We start from the raw sequence: 16,654 nt of genomic DNA on the forward strand, positions 1-16,654 counted from the left end.
TACCCCTCACCTCGAGGGGGCCAGCGGGGCCACAGTTGATGCAAAGTAGGCGGCCGTGTCCGGGTCCTTTTGGGTCAGCACCCGGCGTTTCTCAGGCCCGCCAAAGTAGAACGAATACACCTCGGCAAACCAATCGGGAGGGCCGTTGAACTGGTAGGGCGTGACCATCCTGCTGCGCGCCTCAAAGTTGTAGCGATTCCAAGACGGCGGGTCGGAGAGTTCATAGACGTGTGCGTCGGGCGCGCCCAGCCGGTCGCCGCCGTCGGGCTTGAACCACGGATGGTCCAGGGCCGTGCCAATTGCCGACAACGCGGGGTCGGCGGCGATGGCGGCCTTCACGGGTGCGGCCAGGCCGGCATACCAGGGCCGGGCACTAATCCGCGCGAGCAGGCCTGTAACAGACTGGTTTGTCATGGCGGTGGTCATCTCCACCTCCACGTCGTCGCGCTGGAGCGTGGGCAGGGCAAAGATTCCGGTGTGGGAGTCGTCAACCATGTCGTGGGCGACGAATTCCGGGTTGAGGGCATATTGCACCCAGCCACCCCTCGAGGCGCTCGCTGGTTCGGTGCCTTGTGTCCAGCCCATCTGCTTGTCCACCGCGTGGCCGGTCTCATGCAGGGCTGTTTGGCTCAGCTCCGTTTCGGCCACGTTCATGTCCAGTTCCCGCCGACGGCCCGAATACACGCCCGTGGTGGTTTCCCCTTGCGCATCGGCGCCTTCGGTAAAGGCGCCTAGGCGCCGGAACGCGGCGTTCCGGGCAACATGCCCGTCGGGCAGACCATCCAAGGCCAGGTAAGTTTGTCGCAGGGCAGGGACCTTCCAATCGGCGGCGGTCAGGCTGGCAATGGCCCCTCGGCCCACGGGGACGTCAAAGCGCGTGCCGGCGGCCAAGATTAAGGTGGGCAGGGCGCCGTCGTCCGATTCGGTGACGATCACGCGCAGGATGCGCTGCTGGCCCGCCGTGAGCCGGCCGGGAGTCAGGGAATTAACCCAGGGGCGGATATAGCGGGCCTGGTGCCCCGCGTTGGAGTTGTTGATGAGCCGGCCCAACGTGCCGTTGCGCTCCAGCCCGGCCAGGAACACTTCCTGCTGGGCGGGCGGCAAATTCGCCATGGTGTTGAAGACGTTGCTGACATCGGTGTCGGTCACCGCCCAATCGAACAGCCCGTAGCTCAGCGATTCCTCTGCCGACGGCAGCGCCCGGGCCACACCAATGGCCGCAAGGACGCGCTGGTAGGCCGGACCGGTTTTAGCGGAATCGGGGAGGTTTTCAATGAGCCGGTCAAGGTACTTTTGCTCCAGCCGGCCAAGTCCCGCTGCCAGCGCGGGAGCGGGCAGCGCGGCGAGGGCAGCCAGGGACGTGGTGGCGTCTGCGTCTGTCACTGCCCAATCCCGGAGGCCGTAGGACAGCTTGTCGCGGACGTCGTCAATAACGTCGAAAACGATGGAGGGAGTGGCGGACTGCCGCTGCTGCACGGCATGCGCGGCCTCGTGGCTGAGCACTCGCAGGCCATCGGCCGTGGCGGGGTTGAGTCGAGCGGCGCTGCCGAGGATGTTCTGCCCCACCGTGGCGGCGTTGGCCCCCACGGATTCGGCGAAACGACCGGCGGCGTCGCTGGCATGGACCCGGACGGCCGAGAGGTCGGCGCCGGTGACATGCTCCAGTGCCCTGCGTGCTTCGGCGGCCAGCGGCTGGCCAGTGGAGTCCATGCTGCGGCGCGCCCCGCGGGCCAAGACTGCCTCCAGCGGCCCCGTCAGTGGAACGGCGCGTTCATGGCGTTCCGGGCGCGGGGCCAGCCCCGACATCCGCGTGGCGACGGCGTCCGCGGCATGTTCCCGGGCAAGTGTGCTGCCACCCCCACCCGACGTCATGGCGTTTTCCCCCTTTGGTCCCATCGCTCGCCTTGGTCCCACTTTTCGCCCCGGTCCCCATTGCCGCCCTTGTATTTTATGGCGTTTTCAACGGCCTTCTCGATGTCATCCAGCTGGCCATTGTCCGTGATGCCGACGTCTTTCGCCGCGGCACGAACAAGGGCCTTGGATCCTTTTTCGACGCCGTCTCGGGCCTTCTCCTTGAGCCAGTCGCGTTTGTCTTTGGACAACCAACCGGCCACGGCGTCAATGACCGGGTCAATGATTTTTTGGCCAGCGGTTTCCAACAGCGACGTCCGCCCGCTCCCCGGAATCGGCGGGGGCAGCGGTTTGTAGTAGTCCCGAGGGAGGTTGCTGCCGTCGTCCGGCACGGGCTTGGGATGGAAGTTCAGGTCAATCGGCTTGCCGCCGCCTTGGTCGACGGGCCCGCCAAACGTGACACCGCCCGGTTTCGACGGCGGGACAAGCTCCGGGACCATCCTGCCCATCGGGGACTTGCGGGGGTGGAAGCGAATCTCAACCCGCCTGTTGCGGGCATTGGAGACCTTGTCCCCTGTTACCACAGCCTGCGAGGGGCCCTCGCCCTGGCTTTGGGTGGAGATGATGGCCGGGACATCCATTTGGTACAGTGCGGCCGCCACGGCCTCGGCACGGCCCTGACCCAGGGTGACATTGCTGGCATCTTCACCCACGGTGTCTGCGTGGCCGATGATGGTTATGCTCGAGCGCGGATAGCTCCTGAGCAAGATGTTGATGGTTGCGGCCAAGACCTTCAACTGCGCTAGGTGGTCCGGAGTCGGTTCCGCCTGGCCGGTGGGGAAATTGTCCAAGTTCTGGGATCCGATTGCAGAAGCAAGAATGGGCGATGCGCCTTCAATCAAGGCCGTTCCGGGGTCAGCCTGTCCGGGGCCACTGGCGCCGTTCAGCGGCTGGCGCCTGATGGCACCAGGCAGGGCTGCGCCGCGGTGCGGCACATGCATGGTGTGGCCGCCCGTGTAGGCTGCGGCACTTTGTTCCGCTGCCTGTTCCGCCGCGTCGCCTTGGGCGGAGAGGCCCTCACCTGCCGGCTGCAGCGTGTGTGTCAGTTCATGGGCCAGCAGTGTGCGGCCCTCAGCTGTGCCGGGCGCGTAGAGCCCGGACGCAAAGAAGATGTCACTGCCAACGGTTAAGGCTGCGGCATTTAGCGAGACGGCCAGTCCTGCCGCCGCGGCGTCGGCATGGACCCGGACCCTGCTGAAATCTGTGCCGAAGCGGCCCTCAAATTCCCGGCGCTCGGCCTCGGGCAGTGGGCTGCCTCCACCATGCCGGCCGGCCACCTCCAGCGGGAGTGCCGGGCGGGCCACGGGAGCCTGCACGGCCGCCCTGGCCTTTTCCGCGACCGCTCGCTGAAACATCTCAGCCATGGCGCAACCCTCCCAACACGGCCCCGGCAATGCCGCGGCCCAAAGCCTGCGGACTGGCCCCTTCATGCACCTGCACAGGGGGCGTGCGCAGCACGGGCACGGCGACGGCACCCATGGCAGTGTCGAAGGAACCGGCCGCCAGTCGGCTGGCCAGTTCAGCTTCGACGGCGGCGGCAACCAGGGCGGCGGTGCGGGCGTCAAGGCCCATCCCATTCAGGATCAACCGCTCGATGCGAACGTCAATGGCCATGGCGGTCCACCCCCGGGGCCCATGCAAAGTCGGCGTCGTTGATGGGGCGCTCAAGCTTGCGGAACTCGGTCCGCGCGGCGGCGAGCATGAGTTCCATGGTGACCAGTCCGCCGTCGTTCGCGGCAAGGAAGGCAGCGTTCAGCGCCACGTTGTGGATGCTGCCACCGGTGAGGTTCAGCCGGGCCAGCCGGTCCAGATCGAGCCCACCCACGGGCGTTTCGGCCGGGAACGCCTCCTGCCAGATGGAATGCCGCTGGGCTTGGGCGGGGAACGGGAAGTTCACCACAAACCGCAGGCGGCGCAGGAAGGCCGGGTCCACGCTGTCCTTGCGGTTGGAGGCGAGCACGGCCAAGCCGTTAAAACTCTCCATGCGCTGGAGCAGGTAGCTGACCTCGATGTTGGCGTATCGGTCGTGGCTGTCCCTGACCTCGCTGCGCTTACCGAACAGGGCATCGGCCTCGTCGAAGAACAGCACGGCCCCGCCGGATTCGGCCGCGTCGAAGAGGCTGCGGAGATTCTTCTCCGTTTCGCCAATGTACTTGCTGACCACGGCGGAGAGGTCGATCTTGTACAGCAGCAGTCCCAGCTCGGCGGCCAGTGCCTCAGCGGCCATGGTCTTTCCAGTGCCGCTCTCCCCCGCAAACAGCACGCTGATGCCTGTTCCGCGGTTCAGACGGGCCGCGAATCCGTAGTCGTAATAGACGGTTCCGCGGTGGGCCACCTGCCCCACAATCTCGCGCAGCAGCGCCATCTCGGCGTCCGGGAGCTTGAGCTGCGCCAGCCGAGCCTTCGCCGGAACCCGTTGTGCCAGCTGGTCCAGGGCGGGCCGAGCCGCGTCCAGGGCGGCCGCCCAGACCGCGGCAAACTCCGGGGCTCCATCGGCGGGGGCGTCAAGGCGGCGGGCGGACGGGCTTATGGCGGCTCGAGCCAAGGTATCCGCAATGGCCGGCAAGTCCAGGTCGAAATGGCAAGCCAGCACGGCGGCACCCTCGGCGTCGAGCCCAGCACGCCACACCACAGACTGCTCCCCTGCAGTGGGCCGGGCAACGTGAACGCTCAAGGCTTCCGCACGGGGCCATGGTTCGTGGACGGCCACAAACACCAGTCCCCCCGATTCGGACAACCATCGGCGCACCAGCTGCTGCCCGGCCGGTCCGGCGTCGGCAGCATCAATAAAGAGTGCCACGGCGTTGAGTAGCACCTCCCTGTGCCACAAGCGGGCCAACGGCACGGTGTCCGGCTGCCCGCCCGGGAGGATTTCGGCATCGAGCTTGAACAGCTCCAGCCCAAAGGCACGGGCCACAGTTGCGGCCACCAGCTCTTTGCTGCTTCGACTGCTGCCGGTCAGCATGAATTCCTGCACGGGCCTGGTGGCCTGCACCAGGGCACAGATCCGCACGGCGATTTCCGTCTGCGACGGCGGGAGGGTCTCAGGAGCGGGCACTGGCGCAAGAAGTCCGCCGAGTCTCCAGTCCAGGTGATGCAGCCCCTTGATGAAGTTCACCACGCGTTCGTCGGCCGTGAGCCTGGCGACGGTAAGTGGCCCTTGCGCCCCAATGTTGATCAGCGGCCAATGTCGCAGCGGCCCGTCCGGGGACATGGCGTCCCAGGCTGGGCCGTCAAAGAGCCTCATGGCCAGGGCAAAGGTGGGGTGGTCAAGTCCTGAATCGTGCTGTGCCGCCGCGCAAAGGGCACCCATCCCGGTGTCCAGTTCCATGGCGGCGCACAGGAACACGATGTCCGTTTCAAAGCCGGTCAGGCCGAACGAGGAAGCAAGCCGAGCCAGAGGAAGATCGGGCCCGGGGGCCGGCGGGATAGGCAACGATCGGGGTTCCGGACCGGCGGGTTCCACCGCAGAGCCCACGGCGTCACGGCTGTCATTCGCACCCGGGCCTGGTAAATGCCGAGTGCCGTCGGCGAGCGCCTGCAGCCTGCCGCGCAACCAGTCGAGGCGGACCGAGAGGAAGTCGTCATTGGTGGCCAGCCATTGCTCCCGCGCGTTCATGTGATGATCACCTGCTGGGCCGAGTCGAACGCTGGCACGGCACCTGTGAAGGTGACGGGGATGCTGTCCACGCCGTCCACGCGGAGCCGGACAGGGTGGGTGCCCGCACCCGCGTTGGGCGCTGTGAAGGTGATGGTGGTGGGGGTGCTTGCGAACCCGGGGTCCCCGGATGCTGGGTTGTCTACCGAGTCCGGTGCCACGGAGGCCTCCCCGCATAGAATCACGATGTTCTGGCCGTCGCCAATACGAGGAGAACACTTGAGCGTGACGGTGTCGCCAACGGCAACGGTCGCCGGGGCATGCGGGCTGAGCGTGATCGTCGGTGCCAGGGCTAGCCCCACCGCGCCGCTCACCAGTGGGGGCAGTCCCGACTGCGCAGTCACTGCCGCCACGGAATAGAAGCCCGGCACCCAGTTCCCCCACGCGAGCGCGTCATCGGCCAGCTCCGGCAGCGCCACCACCAGCTGGCCCGGGCCCGGGCCTGCCACGGGTGCCAGTTCTACTGACGGCAGCGGCAGGGTGGGCGGTTGCGGCCGCCACAGGCTCGTGAATCGCAGCACGGTGCCCACGGTGGAGAGACTGCTTCCCTCCACCAGCACGGTCTCTCCCTGGCGTGCTGCGGCCTGCGAGCGCGGCGGCAGCATCCTTGTCAGGGTAGGTGCCGCGCCCAGAACGGAATGGACGCCTTCGTCGTTGGCGCCGCGGGCCAGCACGGGCAGCGGCGCCCGGGCCGGGGCCTGGCTGTCGATCAGCACCACGGAAACCTCATAGGCGGCAGAGACTCGCATGTTGGTTTGGAACGCCGTCCAGAGCTTGGAGAGCTCATCAACGCCCAGTGGCAGGGGCGTGATGCGGATGCGTTCGGCTTGCTCTCCCACGCCGCTGTTGGCCAAGGCTGCTGCGAGTTCGTCGGCGCCCAGGACACTGTGGTCGTGGAGCACCCCCATGGCAGCCCCGAGCACGCGGTGGCTGACGGCATCTTGATCGGAGTCGTCGCGGCCGTAGGCGGTCACTAGGTAGTGCAGGTTCAGTGCCAGCGGCGGGCTGGCTGGCCCGCCTTGGCTCGGCGCCGGGTCTTGGTTGCGCCAGGCCGCGTTGACGGCAGTGCCGAACAAGAACACGTTCAGGGATGTGCCGGTCATTGTCTTGCGGGCCGTGTCTGGCGTCCGCGTGGTGACGGAGAGATCCTGCAGCACGGGATCGAGCTGCGGCATCTTGCCTTGGAGCAGGTTCCGCAGCGTGGCAGTGACGGCGGCGATCGCCCATGAGCTGCTCATGACCGGTCCCTGAGGTACTCATCCAAGCCCATGAGCCCGGCCCGTTCCCTCGCAGGGGGCTGCGGAGCTGGTGCGCTCACGGCCCTGACCTCGATCCGCCCTATGCTGACATGGATGTGCTGCTCGGGTGCCTTGGCGGGTTCCCGCCGGGCCAGTGGCTCCAGCCTGGGCCGCACGGCCCCTTCAGTGCTTCCCTGCCACACCGCAGGCCCCACCCCATGGCTGTGGTCTGCTCGGCCGTTGTCCCGCATCCCTTCCATCCCTTGCACGACGCCGGCCATCCGCCCCATGCGCCCCGCCCCATCTTCCGTGGTGGTCTGGGCAAACAGTGGCACCGTGGATGCCGTTGCAGGATCCATGGGCCCGGCGCCGGAAAAGACCGTGGACAGTGACACGGGCATTGGAAGAGCGTCAGCCGCTGCGGGGCGCCCGGGGCTGGTTTCCATCCCCATGCGGGGGGACCTCTCAGTAACGCTGGAATGCAGGGCGGACGCTCCCGGCGCCGACCATGGACGGTGTGCCAGGGACACGGGCGCCTCCTCCGGCCGGGCGGTTCCCTCCTGGCCCGTAGCTGGACGGGAGGGGTTGCCTGGCCGGCGTGCATCGCCGGTTTGCGTGCCGCTTCGCAGGCCCTCCTTGGCATCGCGTTCCTCAAGACGTTCAAGGTGGTTGCCGTCGCGCCCGTCACCGGATCCCGGCCACCAGGGTGTGCCCGGGTTTTCAAAGCGGGAGGCGAGCCGAGGCACCACGGCGAGGGCCGACGTCGTGCTTGCAACTGCGCCCGCGGCGGAGGGAGCGGGCGGAAGTTCGCGGCGCAGCAGGCCGGCCAGGAAGCTCATGTCGCTACCAGCCCCAAGTAGGCCTGACGGCGCAGGGGCGGCAGGGCCAGGATGTCGCGCTCGGACCAGCCATAGGCGCGTGCCAGCGTGTGGACGTCGATCAGCAGGCGGCGGGCCCAGTGGTGCAGCTCGCTCCACAGATAGGAGGCAATGTGGAAGGGAGCAAGCCAGCCCTGGCCACAGCCGGGGCACTGCACCGACAACTCTGTGGCGGCGGCGGGGTCGGCGCGGCCCAGTTCCTCCCCTAGGGTGGCCAGTACTTCCGGTGGCAACGTGCCGGGGTCAACGGGGGCGCCGCCTTCCGTGACGGCTGTGATGCAGCGGGCGGCGAGTGCGGTTTCAGCCGGGCTGGCGCTGTCGCTGTCGAGTTGTTCAGGGTTGGTGCGATCCAGTGCAAGCAGGTCCCGGCTCGTGACCGGGCGCAGGGTGGCCTCGTAGCGCTCCAGACTTACCGTGAGCGGCGCGGCAGACTGGGCGTACTGCGGAGCCGCAAGGTCAGCGGCGGTAAAGGCGAGCACTACCTCCATCCCGCAACCGGGGCACTGGGCAATAGCTTCAAGCCCGGCGCCGAACAGAGAGGCCCTGAAGGCCAGCAGTTGTGTGTCACGCCTGCCTAGCGGCCAGTCGACCAGCCCGTCCGGGTCGGCGTCTGGAACCGCGGCGGCGAGCATCACCAGGGCCCGGCGCACAGGGTCCTGGCCAAGACCGTTCCCCCACACCTCCAGCAGTTGGGCTGCCCCTGGCCCGGGCACGCTTCATCACCCGTTTGCCGGGGTCAGAGACGGCTCGGTGGGTTCGGTGACGGAGGTGTCCCGTTCCCAGCCCTCGTTCTCCAGCTTGATGTGGGCGATCGCCACGGCGTTGGCATTGGCGTCAAGGTCCGGCAGGGCCTGGTATTCCGAGACCCAGCAGCGGTGGATGTTGTAGGCCAGGACCTTCTGGCCTGCCTCGTTGTAGACCTCCAGGATGATGTCCTTGCGGAAGTCCTTCAGTGACGCCTCGGCACCGAGCCCGGACCCGAAGTCCCATACCTTGGCCGCCCATGCCTCGAAGTCGGTGTCGTGCGTGACCCCCCGCTCAATGGTGATGGCCTCGAACTCGGTGCGGCCCGGGGATTTCCTACTCGAGGACGGGTCCCCTCCTTCACGGTGTTTAATCACTTCCGTGGTCCTCTTCAGCCCGCCCACCTTGCTGACGCCGGCCACGTAGTGCCCGTCCCACTTGATGCGGAACTTGAAATTCTTGTACGGGTCAAAGCGCTGGGCATTGACACTGAACTGGGCCATGGCGTCCTCCTCAGGCCTGGACCGCGCCGGCGATTTGCTGGAGCGAAATAATAACGAATTCGGCTGGCTTGAGCGGCGCGAAACCCACCAGTATGTTCACCACACCGGCGTTGATGTCGTTCTGCGTGGTGGTTTCGGAGTCGCACTTCACAAAGTACGCGTCCTTGGGCGTGGACCCTTGGAAGGCGCCCTGCCTAAACAAATCGTGCATGAACGCACCCACGTTGAGACGGACCTGCGCCCACAGCGGTTCATCATTGGGTTCAAACACGACCCACTGTGTGCCACGGAACAGGCTCTCCTCGATGAACAGCGCCGTACGGCGCACGGGCAGGTATTTCCATTCCGAAGCCAGCTGGTCGTTCCCTTCGAGGGTGCGCGCACCCCATGCCACCGTGCCGGAGGCTGGGAAGGTGCGCAGGCAGTTCACGCCCAGCGGGTTCAGGTTTCCGTTTTCGGCATCCGTCAGCGGCACCGTGAGCTTCTGGGTGCCGTTGACTGTGGCCTCCAGGCCGGCGGGCGCCTTCCAGACACCCCGGCTACTGTCTGTGCGGGCCATGATTCCAGCCAGGGCACCGCTGGGCACCAGTTCCCCGGGCCTGTTGTCGCGCAGCGGATCCGGCACCACCATCCGGGGGAAATACAGCACCGCGTAGTTACTGGTGGTGGCTACGGCCTGGTTTGCCATGCCTGTGACGACCTCTGCCGCTTCGCTCCAGTCATGCGGGGAGTCGAGCACCAGGACAGCCCGGCGCGCCTGGCAGTAGGCCACTGCATCCGGAACAAGAGCACCGTACTCAATGTCGCCGTCGTTGGGACCGCCACTGGCGCCTGCTTGGTACGGCGGGATGCACAGCAGGTTGAACAGGTCCGCATTGTCCAGAGCGTAGAGGCCCCGCTTTGCCGCCCGCTTACCCTGTCCATTGAAGTCGGTGCTGTCCAGTGCAAGGCCGTCACTCGCCTGGCCATCTGGCGCCACTACGGTGTTGGTGGCCGGCAGTTCAGCGTCTGTTGCCGTAGCAGCCACGTAGTTGTCGGCCCATGGGTCAAACTGGCCCTTCCCATTGTTGGGCTCCGGGCTCTCCGGCGGGACCGTCCCCGGCGCCCCCGCAGCGGCGACGAGTGCCGATTCGGCCGCCAGCACCAAGTCCACGCGGCGGCGGTTGCCGGTCTCAATGGACACGTTGAGGAAAGTTTCCACGTTGCCGGTGCTGGCATCGCGGACCATGAGGTTGAAGATATTGGGCACCGTGGTGTCGGCATTGGTCACCGGGTCCTTCACATGCAGCAGCTTGACCCGGGCACGTAACCCGTTGCCCCAAGCACCCGGTGCCTTTGCTGTCAGGACCAGGCCACCGAGGGCAAGGGTTGCAAAGTCCAGCTGGGTTGCCGCGAGGGCTGCTGCCACGGCTGCGGCCTGCACCGATGCCACCGTGGCACCCGCTGTGACGGCCGTCTTTGCTGCGGTTGCCACCTTCTGTGCCAGGGCCTTGGCGGCCTGATCCACATAGGTGTCTGCCTTCGTCTGTGCGGCGTCGGCTGCGAGCGCCGGCGTTGCGCCGGACACAGCATTGGCCGTGTCCATGGCAATCTTGCGGGCCGCGATGGTTCCGGCACCCTGCGTCTGGCCAACTGCGTCTGGGGCGCTGTTGTGGAACAGGCGGACAACGATCGCCCGCCTGCCGCCGTTTCTGTAGAAGTCGCGGACGGCGTAGCCCAAGGAGCTTTGCAGCCAGAGACCGCCAAATGTCCGTTCAAAGTCGGAGTAGCTGTTGATGCTCACGGGAGTGTCGGCCGGACCTCTGGCGGCCCTCCCAATGAAGGCGGTGATGGAGGTTGCCACTCCGGTGATGGTGTGGACGCCGCTGTCTACTTCGGTGATGTAGACGCCCGGATAACTTGTTGACACTGGCATGAGAACCCCACCAGGACTGGAGCTGCACAATTTTTGGGCGCTAAACGGAGCCTAGGTGGCGGGCCGCCGTAGCGATGAAAAACTCGGGTCATACAACAACTAATAATCCAAAGAATGCGCCCCACATGCACGCGGTGTCAACAACATATTTCTCTCGCAAAATTCACCCTCACCGTTGCCATTTCGCTCCAGAAATTTCTCTCACAACTCAGCCATGGACCGGCCACAGAATCTTCCATGGGCCCATCAAACGCATGATGCCGCTGTGATCCTGAACGCGGCGGCACTGATCGCTATGGGCTTGTACCCGGGCCGCGGTTGATGAGGTCATGCCTAGGCCTGCCAAGACGCCAGTGCCACCGGCCGGGAATCCCCCAGGCGGCCCATGGCCACTGTGGGAGAAAGACCACAGAACGTCTCAAACTCATGGATCAGGTGCATTTGGTCGTGATAGCCAGCGCCGACCGAGATGTCCAGCCACGACTTCTCCGGGCAACGGACTTTGGCGTCTAATGCCGACTGGAAGCGCGCCACCCGCGCGAACCGCTTCGGCGTAACGCCGAGTTCGCGAATGAAGGCCCTCTCCAGCTCCCGCACACACAGGTTCATTTGCCATGCCAAATCCGTGATGGCGATGCGACCGTCACACCGGGCCAGCAGGGACACCGCTGCCGACGTGGCGGTCGGTGCGCCCCTGTCCAGACACAACTGCCGGTACAGGAACGCCTCCGCCAGCTCTATTCGCTCAAGAAAGCTGGTTGATTCGGCCAAGACGTTCCACAGTTCCTCAAGGGGACGTCCCAACACGTCCCGCGAATCGAAATGCCTCTCCGCCACCAGTCGGCTCGGCACCCGAAACAGCGTCCATAGGGCCATGGGCGCCAAGAAGATGGCGAAGGAATCGATGGTGCCCTCGAACCGCAGACTGGTGACCGAATGCGTGTGCGGCCCCACCAGGGACATGGGGCGGGTACTCTCACAGCTGCCATCTTGCAACTGGACTCGCAAAGGGTCACCGAAATCGAAGTGGATCACCGTTTCCAGAAAGGCCGGCATCGGCTGGGGGTCGAAAGTTCCTGTCAGGGTGCGCTGGGCGAACGCCCGCACAAATGGGCGCAAGACAGGCGAGGCAGGGGCGGATTGGACAGTTCGCATCGATCCCAAACCTTCTCACCCGGGCGTCGCATTTCTACTAGGCGACGATGACTCCCGAAGCGAATCATGTGTGTAAGCGAAGTTTGATTGAATCGCGGCGGAAATACAATGCCCCGGGGGAACAGCTTTTCGGGGCCAACTTTCCAAAGCCACGCAGGTCGGCTTGGAGGACTAGGAGCCCATGATGTCTGACGGAACCGAACACCAGCAAAAGGCGGCGATCCGCCCTGTCAAGGATGCCGTGGAGGACCAGCTCCTGCGCGCCCCGGGCGTTGTGGGTGTGGACATCGGTGAGAAGGTCAGCGGTGGCAAGCCCACCGGTGAGCTGAGCATCGTGGTCTACGTCGAGGAAAAGAAGAAGAAGTCAGCCCTGAACGCCAAGGATGTGGTTCCGCCGGTGATTGACGGAGTCAAAACCGACGTTCAGGAGCTCGTCATCGAACTTCAGGCGGCCATGCTACAGCTAGATGGCGGCCTCCAGGTGGACGCCACGAGCTACACCACCTTGCACGGAGGCATCAGCATTGGCCCGTCACGCAGCATCTTCATGAACCCGCCGGATGTTCCGGCTCCGGGAAACTACGTGTTTGTCGGCACTCTGGGTGCCATGGTCCGAGACCGGGCCAGCGGCGCCACCATGGCGCTGACCAACTTCCACGTCGCCTGCGTTGACAGCGGCTGGGCCGTGGGCAACCGCATGGTCCAGCCGGGGCGCGTGGACGGGGGCAGCCCAGCCACCCAGGAATTCGGTGCACTGACGCGGGCCCAGCTGACGGAGAATACCGACGGCGCAGTGGTCACCGTCGATTCTTCCAAGGCTTGGGACTACACGGTGGAAGGAATCGGCGACGTGGCGGGCACCGCCGCGGCCACCACGGGCATGGCCGTCCAGAAGCGCGGCCGAACCACGGAGCACACCTTCGGAAGCGTAGCCTCGACGGACGCTACGCTCAGCATTGACTACGGCGACGGCATTGGCACCCGCACGCTCCGGCACCAGATCCGCATCTCCACCGACACGGCACAGTCCGCCCGCTTCTCCGACCACGGGGATTCCGGGTCAACGGTGCTGGACATGAACCGCAACGTCGTTGGCCTGCTGTTCGCCGGTTCCTCCGACGGCTCCACCACCTTTGCCAATCCGATCGCAACGGCCCTCGATGAGCTCGGCGTCGACCTCCTGGTGCGGCCTGCAGTTGTGGTCACGAGGCCCATCCTCACCTGCCTGAACACGAGACTCTCGGTGTGTGAGCTGACGCGGCCGGCCACCTGCTACGTCGAGACCCGCCTGGCCGTCTGCCATGTGACCCGAACAGTGACCTGCTACGTGGAGACCCGAACAGTGATCTGCAACATCGTGACACGCACACCGGTCTGCCAAGTGACCCGCGCACCGGTCTGCCTCGTGACTCGTCCGGTCGTCTGCAACGTCCTGACGCGCGGCGGCTGCCCGGGTGACTGGGAGATCCCCGGAGAGGTCATTAACCCCGGGCCTCGCGGGGATTCCGGGGATGCTGGCTGGCTGGGCTCCCAATACGATACGGGATCGTTTGACGGGGATCCGGCCTACCTCGCCGGATATCTTGCCGCACTTGAGGAAATCGCGGCCATTGAGCAAGAAGGTGAAAGCTGAGTTCCGTGACGATCCCCGTCTTGGTGGCCCGTGGCGTTGCGGCTGCAATTCTTGACGCCGGCGAAGTCCTGGACGGGGCAGTATCCGTGTACCCGCAGCCTCGCAGCAATGTCGTCCACCGGGTAGAGCGGCACGGGGTGCCGCTGGCCTATGTAAAGCAGCGCGGGGCCTCCTCGATGCTGGACGGGGACGACGTCGTCATGAATGAACGTATGGCGCTCACGGCCTTGGCCGGGTTGAACTGTGTGCCGCGTCTCCTTCCCCTCGACGATGCCGCAGCCGTCTGGGTGCGTGCAGTGCCTGGCCAGACCCTGGCTGAAGTCCCCTTCGGCGGGGACGAATTCGACGTCGCCTGCCGGGCCTTGGCGAGATCGCTCGCCGAGCTCCACACCTGGTCTGTTGGCGTTTCCGTGGTGGATCTGCCACGGGCACCTGAGCCCTGGGCGCTGCGGTCCGATCATCTGCCCCCGTCGATGGCTGGCAGTCCCGCTGGCTCGGCGTGTGCCGCGGTCCTGGAGCTGGCCGACGAACCTGGAGTGCGGGCTGCTCTGAACCACGCGGCCTCCCGGTGGACGGCCACAGCATGGATCCATGGGGATGTATCGGCGAACAACGTCATCATCCATCGGGGCCGGGCATGGCTAGTGGACTTGGAGGGCGCCGGAATGGGCCATCCGGCCTGGGACTTGGCCACGGCAGTGTCCACCTTGCGCGGTCTTGGCGGCAGCGGCGCGGAATTCCTCACGGAGTATTGGCAGCGGGGTGGGCCGGCCCGCCTTGACGATTCGCTGCTCACCCTGCGTGCAGTCCAGAGCGCATGGCAACTGGCGGCACACGGCACGCAGCGGGGAGACCATGCTGATCACGGCAATGAACAATTTGAAGCAGCGAGGCGCCATGCCGCCTCATTCCTGGCGACCCACGGCGGGCGATGACGGTGCATGGGTTCTCCCCCGCTCACGCGAAGTCATTGCTCCAAGCCAGGGCAGTAGGCGCGCCGCCAGCAGCAGACGGCCAAGACCTCGCAGCCACCTTGTACAGCCGCTGGTATGCCGCCCCCCTGGCGGAAACTCGCGTTGACCCTGCTTGGCCTCCATTAGAGGGCATGCTGCGGGTGGCCCAAGGCGAGGCCCTGGGCTGGACACCGGCCATTGTCATCGGCCAGGGCGCCGGCGGGGTTGCCGTCGCACGGGCAGCTGACGGCCGGGCAAGGGCCCTGCTCCGCGGGAGCTATACCCACCAAGAAGGCAGCGAACGCACGGGCCTGCCGGCACAGGCAGGGGAACACATCATGGCGGTTCCCCGGTCCGGCGGCGTGGTCTCCGAGGGGTGGTGGCGAAGCTGGGGAGGCGGCTGGGATCCCCGCTCGGCCCCACAAGACGTCACACGGGTGTATCTGGGCCCGGCATTGTGGGAACTCCCCACCTGGTCGGCCTGCTGACCGTGGCACTTGACACCCGGACAGAGCCGTGGATGATCAAGGTGGTCGCGCAGGAGCACAGCATGGGCCGCCCCGACGCGGTGGTTGTCTACGTGGCTTCGACCGCTGCCTTTGGCGACATTGTGGAGTGCGCTAGGGGCCGGGTTCTGAATCTGCAAGGTCCACCGCTGACCGAAATACTCGCCCCGGGCGTTTCATGGGCTCAGGAACCCGGAGACGGCTGCAGCTTCGGCGAGAGCCGCTGTTCCCTCATGGCAGTGATACTGCAGCGCACCACAAACACGGACGATGAGACCTTCCTTGGCACCGCCTCAGAAGAATTCCTGGCGGCTGGGCTGGATCCGGCTGCACCGCACCTGCGCAGGAGGGCCCATGGGTGAGCAGGGAGAACTGCACTTGCTGCGGAAGGCTCTGAATCGGTGCCTTGACGCCATCTCTACAACCACCATCAGGAACGGAGGCCGGGCCGGGTGGCTCAGCTGGGACCTTGACGCCGACGGCGAGCCCCGGCGGATGGTGGGCGGGCGGCCCGGCCTCTACGACGGCGACGCCGGGAAGGTGTGGGCCCTCGCCGCCCTTGCCAGGGCAACGGACCGGAAGGATCTTGGCGAACTTGCGGTGGCAGCTTCGCGCAACCTGGGCGACGCCAGCCAGCCGGGATTGCTGTCCGGGCAGGCCGGAATTTCCTTGGCGCAGCATGCGGCAGGCCAGACCCCTCGACAACTCCCAGATCCGTCAACCGTTGCCGGATCCGATCTCACGAGCGGTCTGGCTGGCCTGCTGCTAGCCCAGGTGCGTATGGGCTACTGCGGGCCGGCCACGCTTGACGCCGTGGAACGCCTCACCAGGATGGCGATGCAGACCCCCATGGGCGTTTGCTGGCCGGAATCCGAGGGACCGGAGGGCAGGCCACTTTGCGGCATGGCCCATGGCAACAGCGGAATTGCACTGGCCCTGGCCGAGGCGGGAGCCGCATATCCACCCTGTGCAGGGAAGGCTACCGAGCTCGCGGTCCAAGCCCTGCGCTGGGAATCCGCCTGGTTCGATCCCGTCCTGGGCGCCTGGCCTGACCTGCGCAGCAATCCGCCGGCGTATCCGGCGCTCTGGTGCCACGGGGCCGCCGGAATCGCGGTAGTCCGCCTTCGGCTGCTGCATCTCCGGGTAGGCCTTGGGCTTCCTGCGGATCAGCTCCGGGCCGAAGCCGAGGCCGCCGTGGCCACTTGCGGCACCGAACTCCAGCGGGAGTTGAGCAGCGGCACCCTGCCCGGCGGGCTGACGTTGTGCCACGGACTGGGTGGGCCGCTCGAGGCGCTAGTTCTCGCCCATGAAACGTGGAACGTAAAATCCCACCTGGGTGCCGCCCGTCAATACGCCGCGGCCGCCCTTGACATGCTCGAAGAGGATCCCCTCGCCTGGCCAAGCGGGCTCCGGGCCAGCGGGAGCACTGGCCTTTTTGTTGGTGTTGCTGGGGCTGCTCTCGTGTTGGCCAGGATACTCAACCCCGAGCAAATAGCCAGTCCCGCCTTGCTGCTGTGACGGGTGCGGATGATGGTGCCGCCGGTTCCCTCGCGGGCAGTA

Annotated in this window: 15 protein-coding genes; 5 read left to right on the forward strand and 10 right to left on the reverse strand. The window is 66.2% G+C overall.

The window, feature by feature from the left end; genetic code table 11:
* Positions 1–6: 6 nt before the first annotated feature.
* The 10 genes from AS189_RS14340 to AS189_RS14385 form a co-directional block, all read right to left on the reverse strand.
* A complete protein-coding gene (locus AS189_RS14340) occupies positions 7–1,872 on the reverse strand; it encodes a DUF4157 domain-containing protein (RefSeq protein WP_062290312.1) in 1,866 nt (621 codons plus the stop codon).
* Positions 1,869–3,275: an eCIS core domain-containing protein gene (locus tag AS189_RS14345; protein WP_062290314.1), complete on the reverse strand. Its 1,407-nt coding sequence runs from the start codon at positions 3,273–3,275 to the stop codon at positions 1,869–1,871. The genes AS189_RS14340 and AS189_RS14345 overlap by 4 nt, the downstream gene beginning before the upstream one ends.
* Positions 3,268–3,525, reverse strand: coding sequence for a hypothetical protein (locus AS189_RS20550; protein ID WP_062290317.1), 258 nt, complete (start codon positions 3,523–3,525; stop codon positions 3,268–3,270). The genes AS189_RS14345 and AS189_RS20550 overlap by 8 nt, the downstream gene beginning before the upstream one ends.
* The gene (locus AS189_RS14355) at positions 3,515–5,530 is read right to left on the reverse strand and encodes an ATP-binding protein (RefSeq protein ID WP_062290322.1); all 2,016 of its coding nucleotides are present in this window, start codon (positions 5,528–5,530) and stop codon (positions 3,515–3,517) included. Before AS189_RS14355 ends, AS189_RS20550 begins: the two co-directional genes overlap by 11 nt.
* Complete coding sequence (locus AS189_RS14360) at positions 5,527–6,807, reverse strand: DUF4255 domain-containing protein (RefSeq protein ID WP_062290325.1); 1,281 nt, start codon at positions 6,805–6,807, stop codon at positions 5,527–5,529. The genes AS189_RS14355 and AS189_RS14360 overlap by 4 nt, the downstream gene beginning before the upstream one ends.
* On the reverse strand, positions 6,804–7,646 hold the full coding sequence (locus tag AS189_RS14365) for a hypothetical protein (RefSeq protein WP_062290328.1): 843 nt from the start codon (positions 7,644–7,646) through the stop codon (positions 6,804–6,806). Before AS189_RS14365 ends, AS189_RS14360 begins: the two co-directional genes overlap by 4 nt.
* Positions 7,643–8,398, reverse strand: coding sequence for a hypothetical protein (locus AS189_RS14370; RefSeq protein ID WP_062290331.1), 756 nt, complete (start codon positions 8,396–8,398; stop codon positions 7,643–7,645). The genes AS189_RS14365 and AS189_RS14370 overlap by 4 nt, the downstream gene beginning before the upstream one ends.
* Before the next feature lie 6 nt (positions 8,399–8,404).
* The gene (locus AS189_RS14375) at positions 8,405–8,932 is read right to left on the reverse strand and encodes a phage tail protein (protein WP_062290334.1); all 528 of its coding nucleotides are present in this window, start codon (positions 8,930–8,932) and stop codon (positions 8,405–8,407) included.
* A 10-nt stretch (positions 8,933–8,942) separates the two neighbouring features.
* The gene (locus AS189_RS14380; protein WP_062290337.1) at positions 8,943–10,847 is read right to left on the reverse strand and encodes a phage tail sheath family protein; all 1,905 of its coding nucleotides are present in this window, start codon (positions 10,845–10,847) and stop codon (positions 8,943–8,945) included.
* 333 nt (positions 10,848–11,180) lie between these two features.
* Positions 11,181–12,002, reverse strand: coding sequence for a helix-turn-helix domain-containing protein (locus AS189_RS14385; RefSeq protein WP_082634326.1), 822 nt, complete (start codon positions 12,000–12,002; stop codon positions 11,181–11,183).
* A 181-nt stretch (positions 12,003–12,183) separates the two neighbouring features.
* Here AS189_RS14385 and AS189_RS14390 point away from each other — a divergent pair, with 181 nt between their 5' ends.
* The 5 genes from AS189_RS14390 to AS189_RS14410 are packed head-to-tail and all read left to right on the forward strand — an operon-like array spanning position 12,184 to position 16,612.
* Positions 12,184–13,635, forward strand: coding sequence for a hypothetical protein (locus AS189_RS14390; RefSeq protein ID WP_193393487.1), 1,452 nt, complete (start codon positions 12,184–12,186; stop codon positions 13,633–13,635).
* Positions 13,636–13,640: 5 nt separating this feature from the next.
* A complete protein-coding gene (locus AS189_RS14395) occupies positions 13,641–14,570 on the forward strand; it encodes a phosphotransferase family protein (protein ID WP_062290347.1) in 930 nt (309 codons plus the stop codon).
* Positions 14,567–15,076, forward strand: coding sequence for a hypothetical protein (locus AS189_RS14400; protein ID WP_062290350.1), 510 nt, complete (start codon positions 14,567–14,569; stop codon positions 15,074–15,076). The genes AS189_RS14395 and AS189_RS14400 overlap by 4 nt, the downstream gene beginning before the upstream one ends.
* Positions 15,077–15,078: 2 nt before the next feature.
* Positions 15,079–15,456, forward strand: a complete 378-nt coding sequence (locus AS189_RS14405; protein WP_129587290.1) for a T3SS effector HopA1 family protein — start codon at positions 15,079–15,081, stop codon at positions 15,454–15,456.
* Positions 15,449–16,612, forward strand: coding sequence for a lanthionine synthetase LanC family protein (locus tag AS189_RS14410; protein ID WP_062290355.1), 1,164 nt, complete (start codon positions 15,449–15,451; stop codon positions 16,610–16,612). Before AS189_RS14405 ends, AS189_RS14410 begins: the two co-directional genes overlap by 8 nt.
* Positions 16,613–16,654: the final 42 nt, after the last annotated feature.

This window comes from Arthrobacter alpinus (assembly GCF_001445575.1).
GTDB lineage: Bacteria > Actinomycetota > Actinomycetes > Actinomycetales > Micrococcaceae > Specibacter > Specibacter alpinus_C.

What these genes read in the sequence shown, in the direction of transcription:
- AS189_RS14400 (WP_062290350.1), top strand. Translation starts at nt 14,567, where the DNA reads ATGACGGTGCATGGGTTCTCCCCCGCTCACGCGAAGTCATTGCTCCAA.
- AS189_RS14410 (WP_062290355.1), top strand. Translation starts at nt 15,449, where the DNA reads ATGGGTGAGCAGGGAGAACTGCACTTGCTGCGGAAGGCTCTGAATCGG.
- AS189_RS14375 (WP_062290334.1), bottom strand. Translation starts at nt 8,932, where the DNA reads ATGGCCCAGTTCAGTGTCAATGCCCAGCGCTTTGACCCGTACAAGAAT.
- AS189_RS14390 (WP_193393487.1), top strand. Translation starts at nt 12,184, where the DNA reads ATGATGTCTGACGGAACCGAACACCAGCAAAAGGCGGCGATCCGCCCT.
- AS189_RS14365 (WP_062290328.1), bottom strand. Translation starts at nt 7,646, where the DNA reads ATGAGCTTCCTGGCCGGCCTGCTGCGCCGCGAACTTCCGCCCGCTCCC.
- AS189_RS14340 (WP_062290312.1), bottom strand. Translation starts at nt 1,872, where the DNA reads ATGACGTCGGGTGGGGGTGGCAGCACACTTGCCCGGGAACATGCCGCG.
- AS189_RS14355 (WP_062290322.1), bottom strand. Translation starts at nt 5,530, where the DNA reads ATGAACGCGCGGGAGCAATGGCTGGCCACCAATGACGACTTCCTCTCG.
- AS189_RS14385 (WP_082634326.1), bottom strand. Translation starts at nt 12,002, where the DNA reads ATGCGAACTGTCCAATCCGCCCCTGCCTCGCCTGTCTTGCGCCCATTT.
- AS189_RS14345 (WP_062290314.1), bottom strand. Translation starts at nt 3,275, where the DNA reads ATGGCTGAGATGTTTCAGCGAGCGGTCGCGGAAAAGGCCAGGGCGGCC.
- AS189_RS20550 (WP_062290317.1), bottom strand. Translation starts at nt 3,525, where the DNA reads ATGGCCATTGACGTTCGCATCGAGCGGTTGATCCTGAATGGGATGGGC.
- AS189_RS14360 (WP_062290325.1), bottom strand. Translation starts at nt 6,807, where the DNA reads ATGAGCAGCTCATGGGCGATCGCCGCCGTCACTGCCACGCTGCGGAAC.
- AS189_RS14380 (WP_062290337.1), bottom strand. Translation starts at nt 10,847, where the DNA reads ATGCCAGTGTCAACAAGTTATCCGGGCGTCTACATCACCGAAGTAGAC.